Below are 26521 nucleotides of genomic sequence, written 5' to 3' on the forward strand. Positions count from 1 at the left end.
CCTGGAGGAAAAGCAGACGGGCTGTTTCGCCTAGCTTGGCTATCGGCAAGTATTCAGCGTTAGATAATGACTATCGATGCCCATGATTTAATGAATTTGGATACTGTCATTAACATGATCAATACTCCTTTCCAGCCGATTAGCCGGCAGTTCGAAGACCGACCTAGGAAGATTTGAGCATGAGCCAGACCAAAACGCTTACGACCGCCAGCGGCGCTCCTGTCGCCGATAACCAGAACTCTCGCTCCGCCGGCCCGCGCGGCCCGCTGCTGCTCGACGACTTTCACCTGATCGAGAAGCTTGCTCACTTCAACCGCGAAAACATCCCTGAGCGCCGTGTGCACGCCAAAGGCTCGGGCGCCTACGGTACATTCACCGTCACCCGAGATATCACCTCATACACCAGCGCCAAGTTGTTCGAATCGGTTGGCAAGCAGACGCCCACCTTCCTGCGGTTCTCCACTGTGGGCGGCGAGCGTGGTTCGGCTGACACTGAGCGCGACCCGCGCGGCTTCGCCCTGAAGTTCTACACCGAGGAAGGCAACTGGGACATCGTCGGCAATAACACGCCGGTATTCTTCATCCGTGATCCGTTGAAGTTTCCAGATTTCATCCACACCCAGAAACGTCTGCCGCAAAGCAATCTGAAAAGCGCGCAAGCGATGTGGGATTTCTGGTCGCATTCGCCTGAGGCGCTGCACCAGGTCACCATTCTGTTTTCCGATCGCGGTATTCCGGATGGCTACCGCCACATGCACGGCTTCGGCAGTCACTCCTACAGCCTGATCAACGCACAGGGTGAGCGCCACTGGGTGAAGTGGCACTACAAGACCCAGCAAGGGATCAAGAACCTCGCGCCGGCAGAGGCAGCACGCCTGGCGGGTACCGACCCGGATTACGCCCAGCGTGATTTGTTCAGCGCCATCGAGCGCGGTGACTTCCCGAAATGGAGCGTTTGCATCCAGGTCATGACCGAGGCCCAGGCCGCGGCGCATTACGAGAATCCGTTTGACGTCACCAAGACCTGGTCGCAGAAAGAGTTTCCGCTGATTGAAGTCGGCGTGCTGGAGCTCAACCGTAACCCGCTGAATTATTTTGCCGAAGTCGAGCAAGCGGCGTTTGGCCCTAGCAACATGGTGCCAGGGGTTGGTCTCTCGCCGGATCGCATGTTGCAGGGCCGCGTTTTCGCCTACGCTGATGCGCACCGCTACCGTGTGGGCACCAATCACCAGCAATTGCCGGTGAATGCGCCGCGCAGTCCGGTCAATACCTACCAGCGCGACGGCGCCATGGCGTTTGGCAGCAATGGCGGGGCGGCTCCGAACTACGAGCCTAACAGCTACGTGGAAGCGCCGAAGCAGGCTCCACGTTACGCAGAACCAGCACTGGCCCTCAGTGGCGCGGCGGATCGTTACGATCATCGCGAAGACACTGACTACTACAGCCACGCTGGTGCGCTGTTCCGCTTGATGAGCGATGAGCAGAAAGCGCTGTTGATCAGCAACATCGCCGGTGCGATGGCTGGCGTATCGCCGGATGTGGTTGACCGCCAGTTGCAGCACTTCTTCAAGGCAGATGTTGCTTATGGAGAAGGCATTGCAAAAGCCTTGGGTATAGCGCTTACCTAAGTCTAAACGAGAAGCAGAACCGCCCTCATTAGGGCGGTTTTTGCGTTATTTAACCTGGTTTTCTCGGATTTTCTTCGCTTTTGTAGCGTTGAGGCAGTGACCTTGCGGTCAGCTTGGTTCAAACTACAACCTTTAAAAGCTTGTGGAGATGTAGGGCGATGCAAGGTCACCCAGACGTAATCGATTACCTCAACACGTTGCTGACAGGCGAACTGGCAGCCCGTGATCAATATTTCATCCATTCGCGGATGTACGAGGATTGGGGTTTTACCGAGCTCTACGAACGTATCAACCACGAGATGGAAGAAGAGACCCAGCACGCCGATGCGCTGATGCGCCGGATCCTGATGCTCGAAGGTACGCCACGCATGCGTGCCGATGATCTTGACGTCGGCACCACGGTGCCCGATATGCTCGCCGCCGATCTGCGCCTGGAATACAAAGTCCGCGCTGCGCTGTGCAAAGGCATCGAGCTCTGTGAGCAGCACAACGACTACGTGACCCGCGAGATCCTGCGGATCCAGCTCAACGACACCGAAGAAGACCACACCTACTGGCTGGAGAAGCAGTTGGGTCTGATCAAGCTGGTCGGGTTGGAAAACTACCTGCAATCGCAGTTCTGAATGTAGGAGCTGCCGAAGGCTGCGATCCTTTCGAAATCGCAAAAAAGCCCCTGCCATCGATGAGATGACAGGGGCTTTTTCGTGCTCGGGTAAAATCAGTCCCGATCACGTTCCAGCAGCGGCTTGAGGTAGTAGCCGGTGTAGGACTGCTTCATCTCGGCCACTTGTTCCGGCGTCCCTACGGCGATGATCTGGCCACCTTTGGAACCACCTTCCGGCCCCAGGTCCACCAGCCAGTCAGCGGTCTTGATTACGTCCAGGTTGTGTTCGATCACCACCACGGTGTTGCCGTGGTCACGAAGGCGGTGCAGCACGTCGAGCAATTGCTGGATATCGGCGAAGTGCAGGCCTGTGGTCGGCTCGTCGAGGATATACAGGGTCTTGCCGGTGTCGCGCTTGGACAGCTCGCGGGACAACTTGACCCGCTGGGCTTCACCGCCCGACAGCGTGGTTGCCGACTGTCCCAGCTTGATATACGACAGGCCGACATCCATCAGCGTCTGGAGCTTGCGCGCCAGGGCCGGCACCGCGTCGAAGAACACCCGTGCTTCCTCGATAGTCATCTCGAGGGTTTCGTGGATGTTCTTGCCCTTGTACTTGATCTCCAGGGTTTCGCGGTTGTAGCGCTTGCTCTTGCACACGTCGCACGGCACGTAGATGTCTGGCAGGAAGTGCATTTCCACCTTGATCAGGCCATCGCCCTGGCAGGCTTCGCAGCGCCCGCCCTTGACGTTGAACGAGAAACGCCCCGGGCCGTAGCCACGCGAACGGGACTCCGGTACGCCGGCGAACAGTTCGCGGATCGGTGTGAACAACCCGGTATAGGTCGCCGGGTTGGAACGCGGGGTACGGCCAATCGGGCTCTGGTCGATGTCGACCACTTTATCCAGGTGCTCCAGGCCCTTGATGCTGTCGTGGGCGGCCGCTTCCAGGGTGGTGGCGCCGTTCAGGGCCGTGGCGCTGAGGGGGAACAGGGTGTTGTTGATCAACGTCGACTTGCCGGAGCCGGAGACGCCGGTAACACAGGTCAGCAGGCCAATCGGGATTTCCAGGTCGACGTTGCGCAAGTTGTTGCCGCGAGCACCCTTGAGGGTCAGCGACAACTTCTTGTTGCGTGGCGTACGTTTGGCCGGGACCTTGATCTTGACCCGGCCAGACAGGTATTTACCCGTCAGCGAGTCAGGGTGCGCCATGACTTCGGCGGCGGTGCCCTGGGCGACGATGTGCCCGCCATGCACGCCCGCGCCCGGGCCGATGTCCACCACGTAGTCGGCCAGGCGAATCGCGTCTTCATCGTGCTCGACCACGATCACCGTGTTGCCGATGTCCCGCAGGTGCTTCAGGGTGCCGAGCAGCCGGTCGTTATCCCGTTGGTGCAGGCCGATGGACGGCTCGTCGAGGATGTACATCACCCCCACCAGGCCGGCGCCGATCTGGCTGGCGAGGCGGATACGCTGGGCTTCGCCGCCGGACAAGGTGTCGGCGCTGCGATCGAGGGTCAGGTAGTCCAGGCCGACGTTCACCAGAAACTGCAGGCGCTCGCGAATTTCCTTGAGGATCTTGTCGGCGATTTCGCCCCGACGGCCAGTGAGCTTCAAACCGCCGAAATAATCGGTGGCGTCGCCAATCGGCAGGTTGGTCACCGCCGGCAGCGTCTTCTCGCCGACCCACACGTGCCGCGCTTCGCGACGCAGACGGGTGCCACGGCAATCCGGGCAGGGTTGGGTGCTGAGGAACTTGGCCAGTTCTTCGCGCACACTGGCCGATTCGGTCTCGCGGTAGCGTCGCTCCAGGTTCGGCACGATGCCTTCGAACGGGTGGGAGCGCTTGACGATGTCGCCGCGGTCGTTGAGGTATTTGAAGTCGACATTCTGCGAGCCGCTGCCTTGCAGGATGAATTTCTGCTGGTCGGCGGGCAGCTCGTTGAACGGCTTGTCCAGGCTGAACTTGTAATGGGCCGCCAGCGAGCCGAGCATCTGGAAGTAATAGACGTTACGCCTGTCCCAGCCGCGAATCGCGCCTTCGGCCAGGGTCAGCTCGCCATTGACCAGTCGCTTGGTGTCGAAGAACTGCTTGACCCCCAGGCCATCGCAGGTCGGGCAGGCGCCAGCCGGGTTGTTGAAGGAGAACAGCTTGGGTTCCAGCTCGCTGATGGCGTGGCCGCAGACCGGGCAGGCGAAGCGCGCGGAGAAAATGATTTCCTCGCCGGGCTCGTCGTCCATCGGCGCGACCAGGGCGATGCCATCGGCCAGCTTCAGCGCCGTCTCGAAGGACTCGGCCAACCGCTGTTGCAGATCGGCGCGGACCTTGAAGCGATCGACCACTACATCGATCGAATGCTTCTTCTGCTTATCCAGCTTCGGCAGTTCGTCCAGTTCGCACAGCTTGCCGTTGACCCGGGCCCGCACGAAGCCCTGGGCGCGCAGTTCTTCGAAAACCATCAGGTGTTCGCCCTTGCGCTCGCGAATCACCGGCGCCAGCAACATCAGCTTGCTGCCTTCCGGCTGGGCCAGCACCAGGTCGACCATCTGGCTGACGGTCTGGGCTTCCAGGGGAATGTCGTGATCGGGGCAGCGGGGAATGCCGACTCGCGCATACAGCAAGCGCAGGTAGTCGTAGATCTCGGTGATGGTACCGACCGTCGACCGTGGGTTATGGGAGGTCGACTTCTGTTCGATGGAAATGGCCGGCGACAGGCCTTCGATGGTGTCGACGTCGGGTTTTTCCATCATCGACAGGAACTGCCGGGCGTAGGCTGACAGCGATTCGACATAGCGTCGCTGGCCTTCAGCGTACAGCGTGTCGAAGGCCAGGGATGATTTGCCGGATCCGGACAGGCCGGTGATGACGATCAGCTTGTCCCGTGGCAGGGTCAGGTCGATGTTCTTCAGGTTGTGGGTACGGGCCCCACGAATCAGGATCTTGTCCAAAGTGGCCTCGCTCGGCGGGCGTCGAAAACGTAGGAGTATACGGGCAAATACTGGATGGATGCACACTATTGAAGGTGCGATTGCAGCCATACATGAAGACTGCGCGGCAAACGGTCGCCATATACCCTCTCAATCGATGGGACTGGTAGAATCGCCGCCGGTTCACATGAGGTTTTTCCATGCAAGATCCCCACAGCGAACGCATGAGTAGTGGCGAGACGCGCGCAGCAAGCGGTCTGGCCCTGGTGTTCGCCTTCCGTATGCTGGGCATGTTCATGGTGTTGCCGGTGCTGGCGACCTATGGCATGGACCTGGCTGGCGCGACCCCGGCCCTCATTGGGTTGGCGATTGGCGCTTATGGCCTGACCCAGGCGATCTTCCAGATCCCGTTCGGGATCATTTCCGACCGCATCGGCCGGCGTCCGATCATCTACCTGGGGCTGATCGTCTTCGCCCTGGGCAGTGTGCTGGCGGCCAATGCCGACTCGATCTGGGGCGTGATCGCCGGACGCATCCTACAGGGCGCCGGGGCTATTTCCGCGGCTGTCATGGCGCTGCTGTCGGACTTGACCCGCGAACAGCATCGGACCAAGGCCATGGCCATGATCGGCATGACCATTGGTCTGTCGTTCGCTGTCGCCATGGTCGTAGGCCCCTTGCTGACCCGTGCCTTTGGTTTGTCGGGGCTGTTCCTGGCCACCGGAGTCATGGCGCTGATAGGCATCCTGATCGTGGCGTTCATGGTGCCGCGTTCCACCGGGCCGTTGCAGCACCGTGAGTCCGGGGTGGCGCGCCAGGCGCTGATCCCGACGCTCAAGCACCCGGACCTGTTGCGCCTGGACCTGGGCATTTTCGCGCTCCACGCCATGCTGATGTCCAGTTTCGTAGCCCTGCCGCTGGCCCTGGTCGAGAAGGCCGGCCTGCCCAAGGAGCAGCACTGGTGGGTCTACCTGACGGCGCTGCTGATTTCGTTCTTCGCCATGATCCCGTTCATCATCTATGGCGAGAAACGACGCAAAATGAAACGAGTTTTGCTAGGCGCCGTCACGACGCTGATGCTCACTGAGCTATTCTTCTGGCAGTTCGGCGATAGCTTGCGGGCCCTGGTGATTGGCACGGTGGTGTTCTTCACCGCGTTCAATCTGCTGGAAGCATCGCTGCCGTCGCTGATCAGCAAGGTTTCACCGGCGGGCGGCAAGGGCACCGCGATGGGGGTCTATTCCACCAGCCAGTTCCTGGGTTCAGCGTTGGGCGGAATCCTCGGCGGCTGGCTGTTCCAGCATGGCGGTTTGTCGGTTGTGTTCCTGGGATGTGCCGCGCTGGCTGCACTTTGGTTAGCCTTTGCTGTTACCATGCGCGAACCTCCCTATGTGACGAGCCTGCGCTTGCCCTTATCGCCCGAGGCGATTCGTGAGGCTGGCCTGACCGAGCGTCTGAAGGCCGTCGTTGGAGTAACCGATGCAGTGGTGGTCGCCGACGAGGCGGCCGTGTATATCAAACTCGACACCGAATTATTGGATCGCGCGACGCTCGAGCGCCTGGTGAACAACCCGGCCCCGACCACGTGCGAAGCCTAGGAGAACGTTATGGCCCGTGGGGTTAACAAAGTCATATTGGTCGGTACTTGCGGCCAGGATCCTGAAGTTCGCTACCTGCCCAACGGCAACGCCGTGACCAACCTGAGTCTGGCGACCAGCGAACAGTGGACCGACAAGCAGACCGGCCAGAAGGTCGAGAAGACCGAATGGCACCGCGTGTCGATGTTCGGCAAAGTGGCTGAGATCGCCGGCGAATACCTGCGCAAAGGCTCGCAAGTGTACATCGAAGGCAAGCTGCAGACCCGCGAGTGGGAAAAGGACGGTATCAAGCGTTACACCACCGAAATCGTGGTTGACATGCAAGGCACCATGCAACTGTTGGGCGGCCGTCCACAGGGCGACCAGCAACAAGGTGGCAACAACTACCAGCAGTCGGCTCCGGCCCCGCGTCAGCAGGCGCCTCGTCCGCAGTCGGCTCCGCAGCCACAACGCGAACGCCCGGCCCCACAACAGGCCGCGCCGCAACCGGCTCCGGATTTCGACAGCTTTGATGACGATATTCCGTTCTAAAGAGCAGTTCATAGCTCCGAGCTAACAACAAAACCGCGCTTCGTTTCCGAGGCGCGGTTTTTTTTCGCTTGAAACTTATGGCTGCGTCCGGCTGGCGCCCAAAAACTGTTCAGTGCTCACCACACTCGCGTAGGCAAACCCCAGCGCTGCCATGACCGCCGCATGCACCTGGGCAGCCGGCACGACGACGCCGTTGAATTCCAGGTCGAGGGTGGCACAAGCGTCGTGGATCACCGTGACTCCATAGCCCAGGTCCGCCGCTGCCCGTACTACGCCCTCGACGCACATGTGGCTCATGCTGCCGACGACCACCAGTTGTTCGATGCCGTGCTGGTCGAGGAGGGCTTGCAGTTCGGTTTCGCGAAACGCATTGACGAAGTGCTTGAGCACCACCGGTTCATCGGCGCGATTGAGCACCTTGGGGTGCAGTTGTGCGCCTTCGGAGCCTGGGGTGAAGAAGGGCGCGTCGTCGGAGGTGAATTCGTGGCGGATGTGCACCACGCTGTCGCCGGCCTGGCGAAACGCTTCGATCAACCGTGCGGCGTTATCGGCGGCGACGTCGGCATCGACCAGCGGCCATTTGCCCTGGGGGAAGTAGTCGTTCTGGATATCGACTACGATGAGCGCTTGCTTGGACATGAAGGCTTCCTTTATCAGGTGAGAGAGGGCGCCAGTATTGGCGTTTACCGCCGGTTCGAGGATTGGCCGCAACGACAATAAGCGAGGGAAAACTGACAATGGCGCAGCAAAGGGCAGTCGCCGAGCTTGGGGTGCTTATCTACCCCGGCGCGCAAATGGCGGCGGTGCATGGCTTGACCGATCTGTTCGCCGTGGCCCATCGGATCGCGGCCGAGCAAACCAGTGCACAATTGCCACGGTTGCGGGTCAGTCACTGGCAAATCGACAACGACGAGGCGCCGCGGCGGGTGTTCGACAGCGAAACCGGCCCGACGGGCCATTTGGTGGCGTTGCTGATTCCGCCGTCGCTTGCCGGCTTCGATGACGAACTGGCCTCGCCAACGCTGATGGCTTGGCTGCGTGCGCAGCATGCGGGCGGCACCGTGTTGGGCGGTGTGTGTGTGGGCTCGATCCTGCTGGCCGAAAGCGGCCTGCTCGACGGGCGCAGCGCTACTACCCACTGGACGTCGGCCAAGTCCTTTGCGGCGCGTTACCCGAAGATCAAGCTCAACGCCGACAAACCCATCGTCGACGACGGCGACTTGATCACCACCGCCGGGTTGATGGCCTGGTCAGAACTGGGGCTTCGTTTGGTGGACCGCTTGCTTGGGCCCAGCATCGCCACGCGCACGGCGCAATTTCTGGTGATTGAACACAGCGACAGCGCGAGCCAGTGCGGGAGTAATTTTGCACCGATTCTCGGCCATGGCGACCCGGCAATTCTCAAGGTCCAGCATTGGCTGCAAAGCAGCGGCGCGGTGGAGGTTTCCCTCGGTGCGATGGCCGAACGCGCCGGGTTGGAGGAGCGCACTTTCCTGCGCCGGTTTCGCGCCGCCACGGGGCTCAAGCCCACTGAGTACTGCCAGCACCTGCGCGTCGGCAAGGCTCGGGAAATGCTGGAGTTCACCAATGGCACCATCGACCACATTGCCTGGACCGTCGGTTACCAGGACCCGAGCGCCTTTCGCGCGACGTTCAAGAAAATAACCGGGTTGGCGCCGAGTGATTACCGGGCGCGGTTTGGGGTGAGCCCGCCGAGTACTCCCAAAGGCTGACCCTGGACTCTTTGTGGCGAGGGGATTTATCCCCGCTGGGCTGCGAAGCAGCCCCAGAAGAGGCAAATGCAGTTCGCCTGATACGCCGCGATGTCAGGTTTCAGGGCTGCTTCGCAGCCCAGCGGGGATAAATCCCCTCGCCACAGGGAACAGTGCCTGGTCCAAGCATCGTGCAATTTGCGGGACGTCGACCGTCTGTCGTGCAGAATGAAACAGGCCCGGTGCTATCAACTGCGCGCGATACACCCGCTTGGCTGCCCCATCCTTGCGATGACACCGTTGGCCTGATCTCTGCACCTTTCCTTATCCAAAGCCATCGAGCGCAGGAAAAAGGGCAACGCATGACATCCGTCAATCGCAACAAGCGGGTAGTGGCCTATTCGGTCAATCCACAAGCGCCGCGCCATGAGGTCGAGACCAATCGTGCACTGGCCCAGTGGCTGGCGCAGATCCTGGGATGGGAATACGGCGACAGCCATGACGCCCAGCGGCATGCCGGTCATGATCTTTATCTGTTGCCCACGCAAACCCTGATCGGCGCCGAAGCCGCGATGCGCCTGGGGGTCAAGGGGCCCGAGGATGTGTGGGGCGGGTATGTCGAGCATGATTTTATCTGCACCAAGGCAATTACCCATGGTCTGTTGAATAAGGACGCCGTGGCGCCCAAAGGCTGGTCGCCGCTGTTTGCCAAGCTCACGCGAGGCGCGGTACTCGATGGCGTGACGGTCTTTTCGCTCAAGGATGCGCGCCCCGCCGCCGAGCATTTGCTGTACACCGGGCCGATCCGCCTCAAGCCGATCCATGCCTGTGCCGGGCGTGGTCAACGGCTGATCAAGAGCCTGGCGCAGTTCGATGAAATTGTCGCCGGGCCTGACGCCCAGGCGCTGTTTCGCGATGGGGTGGTGTTGGAACAGCACCTCAACGAGGTCAAGACCCAGAGCGTCGGCCAGAGCCTCATCGGCGGCAAGGCCTTGAGCTATTGCGGCGTGCAACACCTGACCCATGACAGTGAAGGGTTGGAGGTGTACGGCGGCTCGGACCTGCTGGTGGTGCAGGGCGGCTATATCGAGTTGCTCAAGCTCGAACTGCCCGACGATGTGCGCGAGGCGGTGCGGCTGGCGCAAGTGTTCGATGACGCCGCCAACCAGGCCTACCCGAGCTTTTTTGCGTCGCGGCGCAATTACGACATTGCCCAGGGCCTGGACGCCGCCGGCCAGCCGCGTGGCGGCGTGTTGGAACAATCATGGCGCATGGGCGGCGCCAGCAGCGCCGAACTGGCGGCGTTGCAGGTGTTCGTCGAAGCGCCCGCAACCAGCGCGGTGCGAGTGTCCTCGGTGGAGACCTACACCGAACAATCGCTGCCGCCCGGCGCCAGGGTGGTCTATCGCGGCGCGGCGCACAACGGCGACTTCCTTCTCAAATACGTAACGGTTCAATCCTATGACGGCTAGAAGTGAAACCATTCAGATCGAGATTGACGATGAACATATGAACGGGACGTTCCTGAGCCCCAAATCGAAGGTCCCTGGCGTGTTGTTCGTGCACGGTTGGGGCGGTAGCCAGGAGCGGGACCTGGAACGGGCCAAAGGCATCGCCGGCCTCGGTTGCGTGTGCCTGACCTTCGACTTGCGCGGGCACACCGGCGGGGCGGGGATCCCGTTGGCGCGGGTCACCCGCGAGGACAACCTGCGGGACCTGTTGGCGGCATACGACCGCCTGCTCGCGCACCCGGCCTTGGATACCTCGGCGATTGCCGTGGTGGGTACCAGCTATGGCGGTTACCTGGCTTCGATCCTCACTTCGTTGCGCCCGGTACGTTGGCTGGCCTTGCGGGTGCCGGCACTGTACCGCGACGAGCAATGGCATACCCCCAAGCGCGACCTGGACAAGACCGACCTGCTGGATTACCGCAGCACCCTGGTGCACGCCGGCACCAACCGCGCCTTGCATGCCTGTTCGCAGTTCACCGGCGATGTGTTGCTGGTGGAGTCCGAAACCGATGTCTACGTGCCCCATGCCACCATCATGAGCTACCGGGCGGCGTGCCAGCAGACCCACTCGCTGACCCATCGGATCATCGACGGTGCCGACCATGCCCTGAGCGACCCCGTGTCACAACAGGCCTACACCTCGATCCTGGTGGACTGGATCACGGAAATGGTGGTGGGAGAGCGGTTGAGCATTATTCAGGAGCGGTGATCAGGATTTTGTATCGTCTGTGTGGGCCTCTTCGCGAGCAACTCATCATTCAGGCAACCCATCACTTAGGCCCAGGCTTGACCCGCAACGCCTTGGCCTTCGCCTCGATCACCAGGTACATCACCGCGGTAATCAGCAACGGCAGGATGAAGTAGATCGCCCGGTAGGCGATCAGCCCCGCCAGCAGGCTGCCCCGCGACGCCTCATGTTGCAGCAGGGCAATGAACACCGCCTCCAACACCCCAAGCCCCGCCGGAATGTGAGTGATGACCCCGGCAATGCTGCTGATCAGCAACACCCCGAGCACCAGTGGGTAATCCAGTTTGTTGGGCAGCAACGTGAAGATCACCGCCGCCATCAACGACCAGTTCAACGCGCCCAACGCCAGCTGCAGCAGCGCCATGCGCAGCGACGGCAGGTTGATTTCCATGCCGCGGACGATCCACGCCCGGCGCTTGGAAAACCGGCAGGCCACGAGATAACCTGCGCTCACCAGCAACAACAGCGCGCCGACGCCTTGCAACGCATCGCTGCTGAGTTTCCAGCCCGGTGGCATGGTCACCAAGCCACTGCTGAACACCACGCCGGCCAGGGTCATGTAGCCGAACCAGTTGGTGGCCAGGCTCAGGCCGAGGATCTTGGCGATGTTGCCGGTGCTGACTCCCAGCCGTGAATACAGCCGATAACGCATGGCGATGCCACCGACCCAGGCGCTGAGGTTGAGGTTGAACGCGTAACTGATCACCCCCACCGGCAAGATCTGTCGCCAACCCAGTTTCTGGCGGATATAGGTGCGACCGATCAGGTCGAAGCAGGCATAGGTGATGAAGCTGGTGGCGGTCAGTGCGGCTGCGATGATCAGCGTGCGTACCTTGAAATCAGCCAGGGTGGCGAACACTTCGGACCAATCGATGCGCCGGGCCAGGGCGGTGAACAGTACGATCAGCAGCAGAAAAAACGCCAGGGTCAGCGGTCTTTTCCAGCGGTTCCAGCGCGATTTGGGCTTGGCCTGTTCCGGCGCGTGGGCATCTCTCGGCGCGGTGTGCGCTTCAGAGTGGTTCATGGGGCTCGCTCCGGACCGCCGTCGGCGGCGTAAAAGGTTTCAGACGGGGTTTATGGGCCGGCAGCCAGCCGGCCCAGGCGGGGAAGTGGCGCAAAAAGTGGAACACCATGAAACCGATGGTCATGCGCCACAGCAGGCCCCGGGGGGCGTCGCTTTCGGGCATGACGGTGCAATGGTTGCGGCTCAGGTAGTCGAGGCGCTCGAACAGCTCGCGGTTGAACCCTCGGTCGCGGATCAGCACATTGGCTTCCAGGTTCAGGGACAGGCTCAGCGGGTCGAGGTTGCTCGAACCCACCGTGCTCCAGTCCTCATCCACCAGGGCCACCTTGCCGTGCAGCGGTCGCTCGCAATATTCGTAGATCACCACGCCGGCCTTGAGCAGGTAGCTATAGAGCATGCGTGCGGCGAGCTTGGCGATCATCATGTCCGGCTGGCCCTGCAGGATCAGCCGCACTTCCACGCCACGGCGCGCGGCATTGCGGATCTCGCGCAGCAACCGGTAGCCAGGGAAGAAATAGGCATTGGCGATCACCACCCGCCGCTGGGCACTGCGCAGCACTTGCAGGTAGACCTCTTCGATGTCGGTCTGGTGATCGTGGTTATCCCGGTAGACCAGGCGTACCTGGCCGTCATGGTCGCTGAACGCCAGCTCGTTGCGGCGTCGGCGTCGGCGTTGCCACCAGTATTTGGCCCGGGCCGGCCGGCCACTCTGCAACAGCGCGAAATGGTGGATATCCACCACCGCCGGGCCTTTGACTTCCACGGAATAGTCCTGCTTGGCCTCGGGGCCAAAATCGCCCAGGTGGTCGGCGGAAAAGTTGATCCCGCCGATAAACGCAATCACCCCGTCCACCACCACGATCTTGCGGTGCAGGCGGCGGAACCAGTTAGTGCGGATCCCCAAGTGCCGGGGCGCCGGATCGAACATCTGCAAGCGCACCCCGGCGTCGCTCAGCGATGCCAGGAAAGTGTTGGTCAGCTCACCGCAGCCGAAGCCATCGAGGCTGACGGTGATGCGCACGCCACGCTCGGCGGCTTCGACCAACAGATCCCGCAGTTCAATGCCGACCTTGTCCTCGAACAGGATGAAGGTCTCAAGAAGGATTTCTGTCTCGGCCCGGCGAATGGCCTCGAAGACCCTGGGAAAATATTCCTCGCCGTTTTCCAGCAGCTTGACGCGATTGTTGCCGTGCCAGCCGTATTCGATATCGACCAGCGCCGGGTTGCGTTCCGTGGGGGGCGTATCGAGCTGCTCAACCGTCGCCTTGTTCATCGTCGCGCTCATAATTGGATCTCCACCGACAGCGGTGCGTGGTCGGAGAGGTGCGACCAGGGTCGGACGCTCAACACCTTGGGATGACGGGCCTTGAGGTTGCGCACGTAGATGCGGTCCAGGCGCAGGACTGGCAGGCGCGCCGGAAAGCTGCGGGCCGGTTTGCCCCACTGTTCGGCGAACACTTCCCGCAGGCCGCAGGGTTCGAGCAGTTCGCTGGCCTTGCCGCGCCAGTCGTTGAAGTCGCCGGCAACGATAACCGGCGCGTCGGGCGGCAGTTCGCTCAAGCGCTGGCAAAGCAGCTTGAGTTGCTCGACACGATGACCTTCGCGCAGCCCCAAGTGCACGCAAATGGCATGCACGTGCGGTCCATCGCCCGGCAGGCGCAGCACGCTGTGGAGCATGCCGCGGTTTTCATGGCCACTGATGGACACGTCCAGGTTGTCGTGGCGGATGATCTCGAATTTCGACAACAGCGCGTTGCCGTGGTCGCCCGCCGGGTACACCGCGTTGCGCCCGTAGGCGAACTGCGGCCAGAGGCTATCGGCCAGGAACTCGTATTGCGGCATGCTCGGCCAGTTGCTGTAGCGCTGGGGGTGGTGTTCATGGGTGCCGTGGACTTCCTGCAAGAACACCACATCGGCGGACACACTGCGCACCGCTTCGCGCAGTTCCGGCAGGATGAAGCGCCGGTTCAGGGCGGTGAAACCCTTGTGAGTGTTGACCGTCAGCACGGTGAAGTGGCTGACCCGGTCGAGAACCTGGGGCTGTTGCTGGGTCGGCTCGCGAGTTGTTTCGCTGGTTTGCGGGCGGTTCATGGTAATACCCCTTCGGCCGGGCGCTCGCCGGGCGCGGTGGCGAGGTCCTTGTCCAGATGAAAGCGCTCCAGCAAGTGACGTGCGTCATAGGGCGCGCGGACTTTGATGTCGTTGTCGAAATAGCAGAACACTTCCCGGCTTTTGCGTGCCCGGGGCTTTTTGTCGGGGTCGATCAGGTGGGCGTCGGCGGGTTGCTTGCCGTGGCTCCAGGCCTCAATCCGCTCGCCCCAGCGCTTCAACGCCTCGTCGGTGTAGCCGCTGGCATACAGCTGCTCGGCACCGTGCAGGCGCAGGTAGACGAAATCGCTGGTGACGTCTTCGCGATAAGGCCATTTACCGGCGGTGTCGGCAATCACCAGGGCCACGTCATAGCGCTTGAGCAACGTGACGAAGTGCGGGTCGATGAAGCTGTCATGGCGGATTTCCACGGCATGGCGCAGTGGGCGCTTTTTGTCAGTCGTGGTGCTGGCGTGGCCGTCCAGGCGTGGCTCGTGTTCGCGGGCCAGGGCGGCGGCGCCTTCGGTGTCGTGGGGCAGTTGCTTGAGGAAGTCTTCGAACAGTTCGGGGTCGAATTTGAAGCTTGGGGGAAACTGCCAGAGGATCGCGCCCAGTTTCTCCTTGAGCTCCAGCACGCCGGAGGCGAAGAAGTTGGCCAAAGGCTTGCGGATGTCCCGCAGACGCTTGATGTGAGTGATGAAGCGCGGGGCCTTGACGCTGAACACGAAGCCGGGCGGTGTCTCGGCATACCACTGGGCATACCGTTCGGGGCGTTGCAGGGCGTAGAACGATCCATTGATTTCGATGCTGTTGACCGCTCGCGAGGCGAATTGCAATTCCCGTTTCTGGGTCAGCCCCTTGGGGTAGAAATCCCCCCGCCAAGGCGTGTAGCGCCAGCCGGAAATACCAATGTGGATCGCCGTCATGTATCCCTCCCGTGCCAATGACCTCGTACCGCCTGTGTCTTGTGATGACTGTTACGCGGCCCGGAAAGTTTCGATGGAGTGCCCAGCGGTGGAGGGGCTTGCCCGTTGCGTGGGAGCAAGGCTTGCCCGCGAACAGGCGCCTTGATGTCTGAAAGACCACGGTGAGCTGCTGGCCTCAAATTTTATGGAGGATCTTATTGCGCACTTCAGTCATCGCTTGAGCATCCAACTCCACCCAAAGATGCTGCTTGCCGGCAATCTGTGCCGCCACCGGCAAACCATCGCGATACACCAGCCGATTACTCGCCAGTGCCGGCACTTTCGCCCCCGGCAGCAAGGTGCCGGCCAGGTTCAACGGGTCGACCCCGCACACCGCCACCAGGCTGCCATCGGTGGGGCGGCGGCGAGTTTCGCGCAGCAGCGGGATGGCTTCGGGCAGGGCGAATTGTTCGCCCGCCAGCCCGCTGACAAAACGCCCGCCACGAATCTCGCCCCGCGCTTCCAAGCGATGAAAGGTGCGCAGCAGCTCGCGCCAACTCGGCAGCCAGTCGGCCTCGCGCTCCAGCAAGCGCCAGAACACCACGCCGTAACGGCGCAGCAGGGTCATGGCGATGTGTTCCAGGGTGTCGGGCGGTGTGGGCGCGGGACGGTTGCCTTCCACGGGCGCCGGTTGACTGCGGCGCAACAAGGCCCAGCGCCCGGCGTCATCCATACCACCGACAAACGCCCCGCGCCCGCGTCGGCTGCTGCGGGCCTGGCGTTTGCTGGCCGGGGTGATCAGCGCGCGCAAGCCGGCAAAGCTGTCGGCATTCACCAGCCCGGCGCCCACCAATTCCTGCAAGGCAATTTCCAGTTCGCTGCGCAGCAGGTGGGCTTCGTGGGCCAGTTCGTCGAAAAACAGCGCGCCGTGCTCGCTGAGGGCCTGATGGACTTTTTGCGTCTTGGGCGACAACTCATCCAAGGCTGTTTGCCCAGCCAGGCTGCTCCACAACGCCACCTGACTGCGCGGCAGCAGCACCACCGGCGTGCTGCGCAGGGCACTGGCGCTAGGCTTCTGGCGCGCGCTCAGGCGTGTCCATACCCACTTGCCACTGCGACACAACTCATCGAGCCAGCTGGGCGAGTAGTCCTTGATCCGCGCCGGCAACAGGTCGCTGTCCCAGGCTGACGCGGCGGCCGGGAAGCCTTCGAACTGGCCAAGGATCGACGGCAGCACGGCATTGCCCCGGCCTTGACTGGTCGCCGACAGATGCTGCCAGTCGAACAAAAAGCGCATGAAATCCTGCAACATCACCGGCTCGATTTCCCGGCGCAGGCGCTTGACCGTGTAGCGATGGATCCGCGCCAGCAAATGCCGCTCGCACCATTCCTCCTGGCCGGTGCCCGGCGTGAACCGCCCGCGCAGCACATAGCCTTGTTGCTCGAGCTGCGCCAGGGCCTGGGTGACCTGCGGGGTCGACAGCCCCAGCGGGTAGGCGATGGCCCTCGACGGCAGCGGGCCAAAGGCGCTGAGCCGGGCGCGGAGCACTTCCACCACGGCTTCGTCGCTGTCCCAGGTTTCATCGAAGCCGGCCAGGGGCGTCAGTGCCGGTTGCCAGCGGGCCTGTGGATAAATGGCTTGCAGGCAGGTCAGGCGCTCCAGCGGCACCCACAAACCGCGCTCGGCGCTGATCTGCAGGTGACTGGCGCGGCCACTGGCGGCCAAGGCCTGCAACCAATCCAGCCACGACGCGTGGGCGTCGGCTTCGCTGTCGGCGATGCAGCCCAGGCTCATCAGGGCTTCATGCATCTCATCGAGATTGGCCGGCGTCGGCCAGGCCTCATCGCGGACCGACTGGATGGCTTCGGCGTCCAGTGCGCCAAGGTCGTCGGTGGCCTGTGGATCGCTCCAGCGTCGATTGATCACTGCCTGGGTGCGCCGTTCTTCCAGCGGCGCGTCGTCGAGAAAGGTGTAGGGGCGGGCGCTGAGGATTTCTGCCGCCAGCGGCGAGGGCGCCGGCAGGTCGCGGCTGATCAGGCGAACCTCGCCCGCTTCCATGCGCCGCAACAGCGTCAGCCAACCTTCACTGTCCATGGCTTCGTGCAGGCAATCGTCGAGGGTCTGTTCCACCAGCGGGTGGTCAGGGATCTCACGCTCGCCGGCCAGGTTTTCCAGGCAGGCGATCTGGTCCGGGAATACGCTGGCAATCAGGTCTTCGCTTTTCATCCGCTGGATCTGCGGGGCGACTTTGCGCCCGCCGGCATAGCGCGGCAAGGCCAGGGCCACGCCAGCGTTCCAGCGCCAGCGCACGCCGAACAGCGGCGCATCCAGCACCGCCTGGACCAGGATCTGCTCGGCGCTGTGGCTGTTGAGGTAGCGCCAGACCTCGTCCAATTCGAAGCTGTGGCTGGTGGACAGCGAGAGCACGATGGCGTCTTCACTGGCGGCGGCCTGCAATTCGAAGTTGAAGGTGCGGCAGAAGCGCTTGCGCAAGGCCAGGCCCCAGGCGCGGTTGATACGGCTGCCGAAGGGCGTGTGGATGATCAGTTGCGTGCCGCCGGACTCGTCGAAAAACCGCTCCATCAGCAGCGTGTCCTGGGACGGCAGGGCGCCGAAGGCCAGGCGCGCCGGGGCCAGGTAATCCACCAGTTGTTCGGCGCTGGCCAGGTTCAGTTGCAGGGTGCCGGTGAGCCAATCGAGGGCCGGTTGCAGGTTGCCCGGCGTGGCGCCGAGCAGTTGATCGAGCTGGGCTTGCAGGCGCGCCACGGCCAGGGACAATTCGGCGCTGCGCCCCGGCGCTTCGCCGAGCCAGAACGGGATGGTCGGCGGCTGGCCCTGGGCATCCTCGACCCGCACGCGGCCGGTCTCGACGCGAATGATGCGATACGAGGTATTGCCCAACTGGAACACATCGCCGGCGATGCTCTCCACCGCGAAGTCTTCGTTGACGCTGCCGATGTTCAGCCCTTGGGGTTCGAGCAGCACGCTGTAGTCGGCATTGTCCGGAATGGTGCCGCCGCTGGTTACTGCCGTGAGCTTGCTGCCCCGCCGCCCGCGCAAGGTCCGCGTGACGGCATCGCGATGCAGATAGGCACTGCGCACGCCCTGGCGGCCATTCAGGCCTTCGGCGAGCATCTGCAACAGCGCCTGGTAATGCCCTTCGTCCAGCTCCGCGTAAGGTGAGGCACGGCGCAAGGTTTCCAGCAGCGCTTGTTCCGACCATTCCTGGCAACTGACTTCGGCGACGATCTGCTGGGCCAGTACATCCAGCGGTGCCTTGGGGATGTGCAGGATGTCGAGTTCGCCACGGCGTACGCAGTCGAGCAGGGCGGCGCATTCGATCAAGTCGTCGCGAGTGGTGGCGAACAGGCGTCCCTTGGGCGTGCCACCGACCTGGTGGCCGGAACGCCCGACCCGTTGCAGGAACGCCGAGATCGAGCGGGGCGAGGCGATCTGGCAGACCAGGTCGACGTCGCCAATATCAATGCCCAGCTCCAGGGACGCGGTGGCGATCAGCACCTTCAGTTCGCCGCGTTTGAGGCGTTGCTCGGCGTCGAGGCGAAACTCTTTTGCCAGGCTGCCATGGTGGGCGGCCACGGCGTCCTTGCCCAGGCGTTCGCTCAGATGACGGCTCAGGCGTTCGGCCAGGCGCCGCGTGTTGACGAACACCAGGGTGGTGCGATGTTCCCGGGCCAGCTCGGCGAGGCGGTTGTAGACCAGTTCCCATACGTCATTGGCCATCACCGCCGACAGCGGCACCGGCGGCACTTCGATGTCCAGGTCTCGGGGGCGGGCGTGGCCGATGTCGACGATTTCACAGGTGCGCCCTTCGCCGACGAGAAAACGTGACACCGCTTCGATGGGCTTTTGCGTGGCGGACAGGCCGATGCGCATCAGCGGTTCGGCGCACAGGGCTTGCAGGCGTTCCAGGCTCAAGGCCAGGTGGCTGCCGCGCTTGCTGGCGGCGATGGCGTGGATTTCGTCGACGATGACCGTGCGGGTGCTGGCGAGCATCTGTCGGCCGGAGTCGGAGCCGAGCAGCACGTAGAGCGATTCAGGCGTGGTGACCAGGATGTGCGGTGCGGTCTTGCGCATCGCCGAGCGTTCTTTCTGCGGTGTGTCGCCGGTACGCACGGCGGTGGTGATGTGCAGGGGCGGCAGGTCCATCCGCCGCAGCTGTTCGGTGATGCCGGCCAGCGGATTCTGCAGGTTGATCTGGATATCGTTGCTCAGGGCCTTGAGCGGCGAGACGTAGACCACCAGGGTCTGGTCCGGCAGGCCGCCCTGTTCCAGGCCGCGATGCACCAGGTCATCGAGCACGGCGAGAAAAGCCGTCAGGGTCTTGCCTGAGCCGGTAGGCGCCGCCACCAGGGTCGAACGACGCTGGCCGATCAACGGCCACGCCCGGGCCTGGGCGGCCGTGACCGCCGGGAATGTCTGGCTGAACCAGGCGCGAACGGCCGGGTGAAAGCCGGCCATGGCGTGGTTGGCTGCAAGGGGTAGATTCATGGGGCAGTTTATGCGGGTGGGTTGGGCAAGATGCAAGTACCGTCGGGTATCTGTGCAAAACTGAACTGGATACTGCCCCTGTGGCGAGGGGATTTATCCCCGTAGGGCTCTGTAGGAGCTGCCGAAGGCTGCGATCTTTTGATCTTTGGCTCGCGACTCAATTGTCTGGGACAAGATCGCAGCCTCGCTTCACTCGACAGCTCCTACGGCCAGCGGGGCGGTGCGACGTATCGCTAAATCCCCTCGCCACAGGTCCGCTATCAGCCTTGTAAGACGCTCAAACCTGGCTATCCACACTTTACGGATGACGGTTGCGCACTAAACCCGCAAAATGCAACGATTCCGGTAACGCCCGCGGGCGTTGTCGACCAAATTCTTGTGCCAATAGACTGGGCCTGCTGACTTTATGCGAATGCGCCTTATGTTACTGGGCGGCGGAAATGCCCTTGGGCAGGCGCTGATTCGCCTCGGTGCAGAAGAAGACATCGGTTTTCTTGCCCCCCGCCCGCCCGAAGAAGGTTGGGATGCCGCGAGCCTGACGCAACTGCTCGACGACACCCGCCCGGACGCCTTGATCAACCTGGCGTATTACTTCGACTGGTTCCAGGCCGAGGCCGTCAGCGAGCAGCGCCTGGCCGGCCAGGAGCGTGCTGTCGAGCGCCTGGCCGAGCTGTGCCAGCATCACAACATCATCTTGCTGCAACCGTCGAGCTATCGCGTGTTCGATGGCTCCCGCGCCACGGCCTACAGCGAGAAGGACGAGCCCGTGCCCCTGGGCGTGCGGGGGCAGGCGCTGTGGCGGATCGAGCAAAGCGTGCGCGCCACCTGCCCGCAACACGTGCTGCTGCGGTTCGGCTGGCTGCTGGACGACAGCACCGATGGCATCCTCGGGCGTTTCCTGGCCCGGGCCGAACAGCCCGAAGAGCTGTTGCTGGCCGACGACCGCCGCGGTAATCCGACGCCTGTGGACGATGCCGCCCGCGTGATCATCTCGGTGCTCAAGCAACTCGATTGCGCGGCGCCGCTGTGGGGCACCTATCATTACGCCGGCCACGAGGCGACTACGCCGCTGGCGCTGGGCCAGGCGATCCTCACCGAAGCCCGCGCGCTGCATCCGCTGGCCATCGAGTCGCCCACCCCCCAGGCCCACGCCGCACGACCGGACGCCGCGGAAGAACCGCAGCACGCGGTGCTGGCCTGCAAGAAAATTCTTCACACTTTCGGGATCAAGCCCCGCGCCTGGCGTGCGGCACTCCCAGGCTTACTGGATAGGTTTTATCGTCATGGCTGAAGGCCCTGTTTTAATCACCGGCGGCGCGGGTTTCATTGGTTCGCACCTGACCGACGCCTTGCTCGCCAAGGGACACTCGGTGCGCATCCTCGATGACCTGTCCACCGGCAAGCGCAGCAACCTGCCGCTGGACAACCCGGCGGTCGAACTGATCGAAGGCGACGTCGCCGACGCCGCGCTGGTGGCGCGGGTCATGGCCGGTTGCAGCGCCGTGGCGCACCTGGCGGCGGTGGCCTCGGTGCAAGCCTCGGTGGACGACCCCGTGCGCACCCACCAGAGCAATTTCATTGGCACCCTGAATGTCTGCGAAGCCATGCGCCAGAGTGGTGTGAAACGGGTGCTGTTCGCCTCCAGCGCGGCGGTCTACGGCAACAACGGCGAAGGTCAGTCCATCGACGAAGACACCCCCAAGGCCCCGCTCACGCCGTATGCCTCGGACAAGCTGGCCAGCGAGTTCTACCTCGACTTCTATCGCCGCCAGCACGACCTGGAGCCGGTGGTATTCCGTTTCTTCAACATCTACGGTCCGCGCCAGGATCCGTCCTCGCCGTATTCCGGGGTCATCAGCATCTTCAGCGAACGGGCACAGAAAGGCCTGCCAATCACCGTGTTCGGCGACGGCGAGCAGACCCGGGATTTTGTCTACGTCGAAGATTTGGTGGATTTGCTGGTGCAGGCCATCGAGAAGCCCGAGGTGGAAGTGGGCGCGGTGAACGTCGGCTGGAACCAGGCCACGACCCTCAAGCAAATGCTCCAGGCCCTGGCCGCGGTGGTGGGCGACCTGCCGCCGATCAGCTACGGCCCGGCGCGTTCCGGCGACATTCGCCATTCGCGGGCCGACAACCATCGGCTGTTGCAGCGCTTCAGTTTTCCACAGCAAACACCGATGAGCGTGGGGCTGGCGCGGTTGCTGGGGCGCTGAGTTTCAGTCACAAAAAAGGCGCCTTTCGAGGCGCCTTTTTTGTCACGGCCTACAACGTCGTGGCGAGGGGATTTGTCCCCGTTGGGCTCTGTAGGAGCTGCCGAAGGCTGCGATCTTTTGATCTTTCGCTCGCGACTCAATTGTCTGGGACAAGATCGCAGCCTCGCTTCACTCGACAGCTCCGGTCAGCGGGGTGGTGCGACGTTTCGCTAAATCCCCTCGCCACAGGGTGTTGTCAACTTGCGATGGTGCGCAGGCTTAGAACTTGTAACCCAACCCCACCATGTAGATCCATGGGTCCACATCGACATTCACCTTGGCCCGTGTGCCACCGGCCACGGCGTTGTTGTCCACATACGCGGTGGTGTCGATGTCGATGTAGCGAATCTGACCGTTGATCATGACGTTGTCGGTCAACATATAGTCGGCGCCCACTTGCCACGCCATGCCCCAACTGTTGCTCGCCCGGAAGTTGCTGAAGCCGTTCGCGCTGGCTTCGCTGCCGACGTGTTCGTCATAGATCCAGGTGTAGTTGATGCCGGCGCCGACATAAGGCTGGAACGCTGACTTGGCGTCGAGCGGGTAGTAGACCAGGCTCAAGGTCGGCGGCAGGTGCTTGAGGGTGCCAAGCTTGTTGTTGGCCGCGCCCAGGGCAGTGCCTTTGATTTTCACGTCGTGCTCGAACGGCGAGGCCGCCAGCAGTTCGATCCCCAGGTTGTTGGTGATCATGTAGGCGAAGTTCAAGCCCAGCTGCGTGTCGCTGCTCATGGTCGCCTTGCCGCCCAGGTCGGTGCCGGCCAGTGGGCCACGGTCGACCTTGACACTGGAACTGTCGGCTTCCGGGTTGACGGTGATAGCACCGGCGCGAACGATGATGTCGCCAGCCGTGTGGGCCTGGGCGAGTGGGGCTGCGAGCGCGAGGGCAACGAGGGAAGCGCTGAGCAAGGACTTGTTCATGAGGGCTCCAGAGGGCATCGAAAATTGATGTCCCATGGTACGAAGCCGTCTGGCCCGGTCTTTTGACGCAGCTCAATGAGTCAGGGGGTGTTTAATTGACTCAGCTCAATAAAAACGCTGATGGGAAAATTTGAGGGAACCATCGCGAGCAAGCCCGCTCCCACATTATTCGACCGCATTCCTTCTGAAACACGATCAACTGTGGGAGCGAGCTTGCTCGCGATAGCTATCCTACAAACAACACATCACCACCGGGTTCACTCCGGCAGCTCATACACATAGATCTTCTCGGCCTCCATCTGATACCCGGCATCGGCCAGTTCACTGGTGGACGGCTTGACCTGCATCGGCCCTTCGACCCAGTACGGTTGATACAACTCGTCGAGCTTGACCCCGACTTCACTTTTCACATGCACGATCTGGTTGGACGGCGGTGGTGGCACGTGGATGCAGGCGCCGAAATACGGCACCAGCAAGAAGTCCGTGGTGCGACCTTCCTCGCTGACTTCCAGCGGCACGATGTAGCCCGGCAAGCGAATCTGCTGGCCGTCGAGGGCCTTGACCACTGGGGCGTTGGGCAAATCCTGCTTGGCCGCCGGCGCGGACTCGGCGGCCAGGGCGTCGCTCATTTTCGACAAGTCGTGCAGCGGCGTCATGTTCGGCACTTCCGGCGGCGCGTCCGGCGGGATCATTTCCGACCAGGCCAGGTCCCTCGGCTCGGCCGCCCACAGCGGCAGGGCGACCAGCATCAACAGCGCAAGCAGGGCGCGGGGCATCTTCAAGGTCCTCATAGACGGATCGACAGGCCGTCGGCCAACGATTGGCGATAGGCGCGCCAGGCCGGCACGCTGCCCATCAGCAGGGCGGCCACCAGGATGCCAGCCAGCAGCGTCCATTCATACTCGCTCGGCCAACTCAGCGGCAGGTACAAGCCGTAGGCCGACTGCACATAACCCTGGGCGGCGGCGATGCCGATGTACAGCAACGCTAGTCCGGCGATCACCCCGGCCAGTGCCAGGGCAAAGGCCTCGAGTACCAGCAAGGTCGCGATGTGCCACGGCCGCGCGCCCACCGAGCGCAGGATCGCCATTTCCCGGCGGCGTTCATTGAGGCTGGTGAGGATCGCCGTGAGCATGCCGATCAGCCCGGTGAGCACCACGAACAGCGAAATCACGAACAAGGCTTTTTCCGCCGTGCCCATCAGGCTCCACAATTCCTGCAGCGCCACGCCGGGCAGGATGGCCAGCAACGGCTCGCCACGGAACTCGTTGATCTCGCGTTGCAAGGCAAAGGTGGAAATCTTGCTGTTGAGACCGAGCATGAACGCGGTGATCGCCTGGGGTGTAAGGTCCATGTTGCGGGCCTGGTCGGCGCTGATGCGGCCATTGCCCTGGGCCGGTACGCCGTTTTTCCAGTCAATGTGGATCGCCTCCATGCCACCGAGGCTGATGTGCAGCGTGCGGTCCACTGGGGTGCCGGTGCGCTTGAGAATCCCGACCACGGTGAAGGGCTTGTCGTCGTGCTTGACCAGGCTGATCGTCGCCACGCCGTGGGCCAGCACCAGTTTGTCGCCGAGTTTGTAGTGCAGCGCCTCGGCCACTTCGGCACCGAGCACCACTTCGAACGGATCGGTGGCGAACGCCCGGCCATCGGCCAGTTCCAGGTGTTGCTTGCGGCCGTACTGATAGTGCTCGAAGTAGGCCTCGGTGGTGCCCATCACCCGATAACCACGGTGGGAGTCGCCGAGGGACATGGGGATCGCCCACTTCACTTTCGGGTTGCTGGCGAAGTGTTCGAAGCTGTCCCAGCGGATGTTGTTGGTGGCGTTGCCGATGCGAAACACCGAATACAGCAGCAGGTTCACGGAGCCTGAGCGGGCGCCGACGATCAGGTCGGTGCCGCTGATGGTGCTGGCGAAACTGGCTCGCGCCTCGGTGCGTACCCGCTCCACTGCCAGCAACAAACAAACAGAAAGGGCGATGGCAAACGCGGTGAGGATCGCGGTGAAGCGGCGGTTCGCCAGGCTGGCCATGGCTAGACGGAACAAATACATCTCAGACCTCGAGTGGCGTGGCGGCGCGATTGAGATCGGCCAGCGACAGGTTGCGGTCGAACAGCGGTGCCAGGCTCTGGTCGTGGCTGACGAACAACAGGCTCGACCCGGCCTCGCGGCATTCAGCGAACAACAGCCGCAGGAAGTTTTCCCGGGCGTCGTAGTCCAAGGCCGAGGTCGGTTCGTCGGCGATCACCAGTTCCGGTTGGCCGATCAGTGCACGGGCGGCGGCGACCCGTTGTTGCTGGCCGATGGACAACGAGTCGGCGCGCCGCTCCAGCAGGTTCGGATCGGTCAGCCCCAAGTGGGCCAGCAGCGTGGCGGCGGCTTGATCGACGCTGCCGTGGCGCTGGATGGCCCGTTGCGCACGCAGCTTGGAAAAGTGACAGGGCAGTTCGACGTTCTCGCGCACCGAGAGAAACGGCAGCAGGTTGAACTGCTGGAAGATATAGCCGGTGTGGTCGACGCGAAAGCGGTCGCGGCTGCCGGCGCCCAGTTCGGTGAGTTCCTGGCCGAGCAGACGGATGCTGCCGCGATCCGGCGTCTGCACACCGCCCAGCAGCCCCAACAAGGTGGTTTTGCCGCTGCCGCTCGGGCCTTTGAGAAACAGCGTCTCACCGGCCTCCAGGCGAAACGCAGGAATATCCAGCAACGGCGGATGTCCGGGCCAACTGAAGCCCAGGTCGGACAGTTCGATGAGAGCTTGGGTCATGTTTGCCGCTTCAAATAGTGGAACCAGTGGAACACCTGTGGGAGCTGAGCTTGCTCACGATGAGATCACCACATTCAACTTGTATGTTGACTGTCGGACCGCTATCGCGAGCAAGCTTTGCTCCCACCAGGCTTGTTCCCACGTTGGGTTTTGCAGTGAATCAGAATTTCAGGGCTGGCGCCTTGGCCGTCACTTCCACGCCTTGCTGGCCGCTAGGGCTGATCAGTTGTACCTGAATTTTCTGGGTGGCCGGGAACGTTTTGAACAGGGTCGCCAGGTCCAGGTTCTTCAGTGCACCCGGGGCGGCGCAGGTGAATTGGTAGTGGGCATGGATTTCACTGTGCTCGCCGTGGTGCTCGTCGCTGTCGGCGTCTTCGTCATGGTCATCGTGGTCCGGTTCATCGCCGAACAACGGGCTTTCCAGTTCCTGTTGGGCAACGGTGCATTTGGCGGCGGCCGGCAGGTCGAACAACGCCAGTGGCTTGTCCAACTGCGCGCGCACGGCGGCGACCTTGGCCTTGTCGGCATCGCTGGTGGCGGCATGTTCGAAGCCCACCAGGTTCATCGCCGGGCTTTCCAGTTCCAGCTCCAGGGTCTGGCCGTCCAGGGCAGCGTTCAATCGAGCCACACCGTGTTCATGGGCGCCGAGGCTGCCGTGCTCGTGCTCGTGCTCGTGGTCATGATCATGCTCGACCGCCGCATGAGCGACAGCCAATGGCAGCAGGGCGAACGGCAAAGCGAGAAGCAGACGACGCATGACGAGTCTCCGAAAAGGTTATGTAATCTTATAACGAAAGTG

Annotated in this window: 21 protein-coding genes; 9 read left to right on the forward strand and 12 right to left on the reverse strand. The window is 62.6% G+C overall.

Going from position 1 to position 26521, the window contains the following annotated elements; translation table 11 throughout:
- Window positions 1-179: 179 nt before the first annotated feature.
- A complete protein-coding gene (locus AC09SL_RS26920) occupies window positions 180-1628 on the forward strand; it encodes a catalase (RefSeq protein ID WP_058543337.1) in 1449 nt (482 codons plus the stop codon).
- Window positions 1629-1786: 158 nt separating this feature from the next.
- A complete protein-coding gene (bfr, locus tag AC09SL_RS26925) occupies window positions 1787-2251 on the forward strand; it encodes a bacterioferritin (RefSeq protein ID WP_058543338.1) in 465 nt (154 codons plus the stop codon).
- A gap of 95 nt (window positions 2252-2346) precedes the next feature.
- Here the strand turns inward: bfr and uvrA are convergent, their stop codons facing one another.
- A complete protein-coding gene (gene uvrA / locus AC09SL_RS26930) occupies window positions 2347-5181 on the reverse strand; it encodes an excinuclease ABC subunit UvrA (protein ID WP_058543339.1) in 2835 nt (944 codons plus the stop codon).
- Between the two features lie 179 nt (window positions 5182-5360).
- On the opposite strand from uvrA, the gene AC09SL_RS26935 reads away from it, so the two are divergent.
- Together AC09SL_RS26935 and AC09SL_RS26940 are read left to right on the forward strand one after the other, a co-directional pair.
- Complete coding sequence (locus AC09SL_RS26935) at window positions 5361-6758, forward strand: MFS transporter (protein WP_058543340.1); 1398 nt, start codon at window positions 5361-5363, stop codon at window positions 6756-6758.
- Window positions 6759-6767: 9 nt separating this feature from the next.
- Complete coding sequence (locus AC09SL_RS26940) at window positions 6768-7289, forward strand: single-stranded DNA-binding protein (RefSeq protein ID WP_003206078.1); 522 nt, start codon at window positions 6768-6770, stop codon at window positions 7287-7289.
- Between the two features lie 75 nt (window positions 7290-7364).
- Here AC09SL_RS26940 and AC09SL_RS26945 read toward each other — a convergent pair whose 3' ends face one another.
- Window positions 7365-7928, reverse strand: coding sequence for a cysteine hydrolase family protein (locus tag AC09SL_RS26945; RefSeq protein ID WP_058543341.1), 564 nt, complete (start codon window positions 7926-7928; stop codon window positions 7365-7367).
- A 98-nt stretch (window positions 7929-8026) separates the two neighbouring features.
- On the opposite strand from AC09SL_RS26945, the gene AC09SL_RS26950 reads away from it, so the two are divergent.
- The 3 genes from AC09SL_RS26950 (at window position 8027) to AC09SL_RS26960 (ending at window position 11221) form a co-directional block, all read left to right on the forward strand.
- Entirely contained in the window at window positions 8027-9022 is a 996-nt protein-coding gene (locus tag AC09SL_RS26950) for a GlxA family transcriptional regulator (RefSeq protein WP_058543342.1), read from the forward strand.
- A 341-nt stretch (window positions 9023-9363) separates the two neighbouring features.
- Window positions 9364-10473 (forward strand): DUF3182 family protein, encoded by a 1110-nt coding sequence (locus AC09SL_RS26955; RefSeq protein WP_058543343.1) that lies wholly within the window; start codon window positions 9364-9366, stop codon window positions 10471-10473.
- Window positions 10463-11221, forward strand: a complete 759-nt coding sequence (locus AC09SL_RS26960) for an alpha/beta hydrolase family protein (RefSeq protein ID WP_058543344.1) — start codon at window positions 10463-10465, stop codon at window positions 11219-11221. The genes AC09SL_RS26955 and AC09SL_RS26960 overlap by 11 nt, the downstream gene beginning before the upstream one ends.
- Window positions 11222-11282: 61 nt before the next feature.
- On the opposite strand, the gene AC09SL_RS26965 is transcribed toward AC09SL_RS26960, so the two are convergent.
- The 5 genes from AC09SL_RS26965 to AC09SL_RS26985 all read right to left on the reverse strand — a co-directional run bounded on the left by AC09SL_RS26965 (window position 11283) and on the right by AC09SL_RS26985 (window position 19787).
- Window positions 11283-12284, reverse strand: a complete 1002-nt coding sequence (locus tag AC09SL_RS26965; protein ID WP_058543345.1) for a lysylphosphatidylglycerol synthase domain-containing protein — start codon at window positions 12282-12284, stop codon at window positions 11283-11285.
- Window positions 12271-13569, reverse strand: a complete 1299-nt coding sequence (gene clsB / locus AC09SL_RS26970; RefSeq protein WP_058543346.1) for a cardiolipin synthase ClsB — start codon at window positions 13567-13569, stop codon at window positions 12271-12273. The genes AC09SL_RS26965 and clsB overlap by 14 nt, the downstream gene beginning before the upstream one ends.
- Window positions 13566-14375, reverse strand: a complete 810-nt coding sequence (locus tag AC09SL_RS26975; protein ID WP_058543347.1) for an endonuclease/exonuclease/phosphatase family protein — start codon at window positions 14373-14375, stop codon at window positions 13566-13568. Before AC09SL_RS26975 ends, clsB begins: the two co-directional genes overlap by 4 nt.
- Window positions 14372-15298, reverse strand: a complete 927-nt coding sequence (locus AC09SL_RS26980; RefSeq protein WP_058543348.1) for a DUF72 domain-containing protein — start codon at window positions 15296-15298, stop codon at window positions 14372-14374. The genes AC09SL_RS26975 and AC09SL_RS26980 overlap by 4 nt, the downstream gene beginning before the upstream one ends.
- A 175-nt stretch (window positions 15299-15473) precedes the next feature.
- Entirely contained in the window at window positions 15474-19787 is a 4314-nt protein-coding gene (locus tag AC09SL_RS26985; RefSeq protein WP_058543349.1) for a DEAD/DEAH box helicase, read from the reverse strand.
- 406 nt (window positions 19788-20193) lie between these two features.
- Between AC09SL_RS26985 and AC09SL_RS26990 the strand changes: the two genes are divergently transcribed.
- Window positions 20194-21078, forward strand: coding sequence for a sugar nucleotide-binding protein (locus AC09SL_RS26990; protein WP_058543350.1), 885 nt, complete (start codon window positions 20194-20196; stop codon window positions 21076-21078).
- On the forward strand, window positions 21071-22000 hold the full coding sequence (locus tag AC09SL_RS26995; protein WP_058543351.1) for an NAD-dependent epimerase/dehydratase family protein: 930 nt from the start codon (window positions 21071-21073) through the stop codon (window positions 21998-22000). Before AC09SL_RS26990 ends, AC09SL_RS26995 begins: the two co-directional genes overlap by 8 nt.
- 258 nt (window positions 22001-22258) lie before the next feature.
- Here AC09SL_RS26995 and AC09SL_RS27000 read toward each other — a convergent pair whose 3' ends face one another.
- The 5 genes from AC09SL_RS27000 to AC09SL_RS27020 all read right to left on the reverse strand — a co-directional run bounded on the left by AC09SL_RS27000 (window position 22259) and on the right by AC09SL_RS27020 (window position 26479).
- Window positions 22259-22957, reverse strand: coding sequence for an OmpW/AlkL family protein (locus AC09SL_RS27000; RefSeq protein WP_064107111.1), 699 nt, complete (start codon window positions 22955-22957; stop codon window positions 22259-22261).
- Between the two features lie 257 nt (window positions 22958-23214).
- Window positions 23215-23733, reverse strand: coding sequence for a DUF3299 domain-containing protein (locus AC09SL_RS27005; RefSeq protein ID WP_058544945.1), 519 nt, complete (start codon window positions 23731-23733; stop codon window positions 23215-23217).
- 11 nt (window positions 23734-23744) lie between these two features.
- Window positions 23745-25010, reverse strand: a complete 1266-nt coding sequence (locus AC09SL_RS27010; RefSeq protein WP_058544946.1) for an ABC transporter permease — start codon at window positions 25008-25010, stop codon at window positions 23745-23747.
- Between the two features lies 1 nt (window position 25011).
- The gene (locus tag AC09SL_RS27015; protein ID WP_053187667.1) at window positions 25012-25722 is read right to left on the reverse strand and encodes an ABC transporter ATP-binding protein; all 711 of its coding nucleotides are present in this window, start codon (window positions 25720-25722) and stop codon (window positions 25012-25014) included.
- A gap of 160 nt (window positions 25723-25882) precedes the next feature.
- Window positions 25883-26479: a DUF2796 domain-containing protein gene (locus tag AC09SL_RS27020; protein WP_058544947.1), complete on the reverse strand. Its 597-nt coding sequence runs from the start codon at window positions 26477-26479 to the stop codon at window positions 25883-25885.
- Between the last annotated feature and the right edge of the window lie 42 nt (window positions 26480-26521).

It is taken from the genome of Pseudomonas sp. PF05, from assembly GCF_056521845.1.

What these genes read in the sequence shown, in the direction of transcription:
- AC09SL_RS26920 (WP_058543337.1), top strand. Translation starts at nt 180, where the DNA reads ATGAGCCAGACCAAAACGCTTACGACCGCCAGCGGCGCTCCTGTCGCC.
- bfr (WP_058543338.1), top strand. Translation starts at nt 1,787, where the DNA reads ATGCAAGGTCACCCAGACGTAATCGATTACCTCAACACGTTGCTGACA.
- AC09SL_RS26935 (WP_058543340.1), top strand. Translation starts at nt 5,361, where the DNA reads ATGCAAGATCCCCACAGCGAACGCATGAGTAGTGGCGAGACGCGCGCA.
- AC09SL_RS26940 (WP_003206078.1), top strand. Translation starts at nt 6,768, where the DNA reads ATGGCCCGTGGGGTTAACAAAGTCATATTGGTCGGTACTTGCGGCCAG.
- AC09SL_RS26945 (WP_058543341.1), bottom strand. Translation starts at nt 7,928, where the DNA reads ATGTCCAAGCAAGCGCTCATCGTAGTCGATATCCAGAACGACTACTTC.
- AC09SL_RS26950 (WP_058543342.1), top strand. Translation starts at nt 8,027, where the DNA reads ATGGCGCAGCAAAGGGCAGTCGCCGAGCTTGGGGTGCTTATCTACCCC.
- AC09SL_RS26955 (WP_058543343.1), top strand. Translation starts at nt 9,364, where the DNA reads ATGACATCCGTCAATCGCAACAAGCGGGTAGTGGCCTATTCGGTCAAT.
- AC09SL_RS26960 (WP_058543344.1), top strand. Translation starts at nt 10,463, where the DNA reads ATGACGGCTAGAAGTGAAACCATTCAGATCGAGATTGACGATGAACAT.
- AC09SL_RS26965 (WP_058543345.1), bottom strand. Translation starts at nt 12,284, where the DNA reads ATGAACCACTCTGAAGCGCACACCGCGCCGAGAGATGCCCACGCGCCG.
- clsB (WP_058543346.1), bottom strand. Translation starts at nt 13,569, where the DNA reads ATGAGCGCGACGATGAACAAGGCGACGGTTGAGCAGCTCGATACGCCC.
- AC09SL_RS26975 (WP_058543347.1), bottom strand. Translation starts at nt 14,375, where the DNA reads ATGAACCGCCCGCAAACCAGCGAAACAACTCGCGAGCCGACCCAGCAA.
- AC09SL_RS26980 (WP_058543348.1), bottom strand. Translation starts at nt 15,298, where the DNA reads ATGACGGCGATCCACATTGGTATTTCCGGCTGGCGCTACACGCCTTGG.
- AC09SL_RS26985 (WP_058543349.1), bottom strand. Translation starts at nt 19,787, where the DNA reads ATGAATCTACCCCTTGCAGCCAACCACGCCATGGCCGGCTTTCACCCG.
- AC09SL_RS26990 (WP_058543350.1), top strand. Translation starts at nt 20,194, where the DNA reads ATGCGAATGCGCCTTATGTTACTGGGCGGCGGAAATGCCCTTGGGCAG.
- AC09SL_RS26995 (WP_058543351.1), top strand. Translation starts at nt 21,071, where the DNA reads ATGGCTGAAGGCCCTGTTTTAATCACCGGCGGCGCGGGTTTCATTGGT.
- AC09SL_RS27000 (WP_064107111.1), bottom strand. Translation starts at nt 22,957, where the DNA reads ATGAACAAGTCCTTGCTCAGCGCTTCCCTCGTTGCCCTCGCGCTCGCA.
- AC09SL_RS27005 (WP_058544945.1), bottom strand. Translation starts at nt 23,733, where the DNA reads ATGCCCCGCGCCCTGCTTGCGCTGTTGATGCTGGTCGCCCTGCCGCTG.
- AC09SL_RS27010 (WP_058544946.1), bottom strand. Translation starts at nt 25,010, where the DNA reads ATGTATTTGTTCCGTCTAGCCATGGCCAGCCTGGCGAACCGCCGCTTC.
- AC09SL_RS27015 (WP_053187667.1), bottom strand. Translation starts at nt 25,722, where the DNA reads ATGACCCAAGCTCTCATCGAACTGTCCGACCTGGGCTTCAGTTGGCCC.
- AC09SL_RS27020 (WP_058544947.1), bottom strand. Translation starts at nt 26,479, where the DNA reads ATGCGTCGTCTGCTTCTCGCTTTGCCGTTCGCCCTGCTGCCATTGGCT.